This window comes from Microvirga pakistanensis (assembly GCF_004458765.1).
Taxonomy (GTDB): domain Bacteria; phylum Pseudomonadota; class Alphaproteobacteria; order Rhizobiales; family Beijerinckiaceae; genus Microvirga; species Microvirga pakistanensis.
On record NZ_SPJX01000159.1, the window covers coordinates 1 to 212 of the forward strand.

Genomic DNA, 212 nt, shown 5'->3' on the forward strand with positions numbered 1-212 from the left:
CTCTCATCGGCGCGGCCGCGATCAATGGCACAGGCAATAGCCTTGCCAACCGGATCACGGGCAATGGCGCAGCCAACTCTCTGGATGGTGGTCTGGGCAATGACACGCTGACTGGCGGTCTTGGCAACGACACATACACGGTCAACAGTGCCGGTGACGTGGTCGTCGAGAGCGCAGCAAGCGGCACCGACACGGTTCGGAGCACGATCTCC

1 pseudogene is annotated in these 212 nt (G+C 62.3%); it reads left to right on the forward strand.

Annotated elements, in window-relative coordinates:
- Positions 1-212: pseudogene (locus E4K09_RS28875) on the forward strand (calcium-binding protein); the annotation flags it as partial.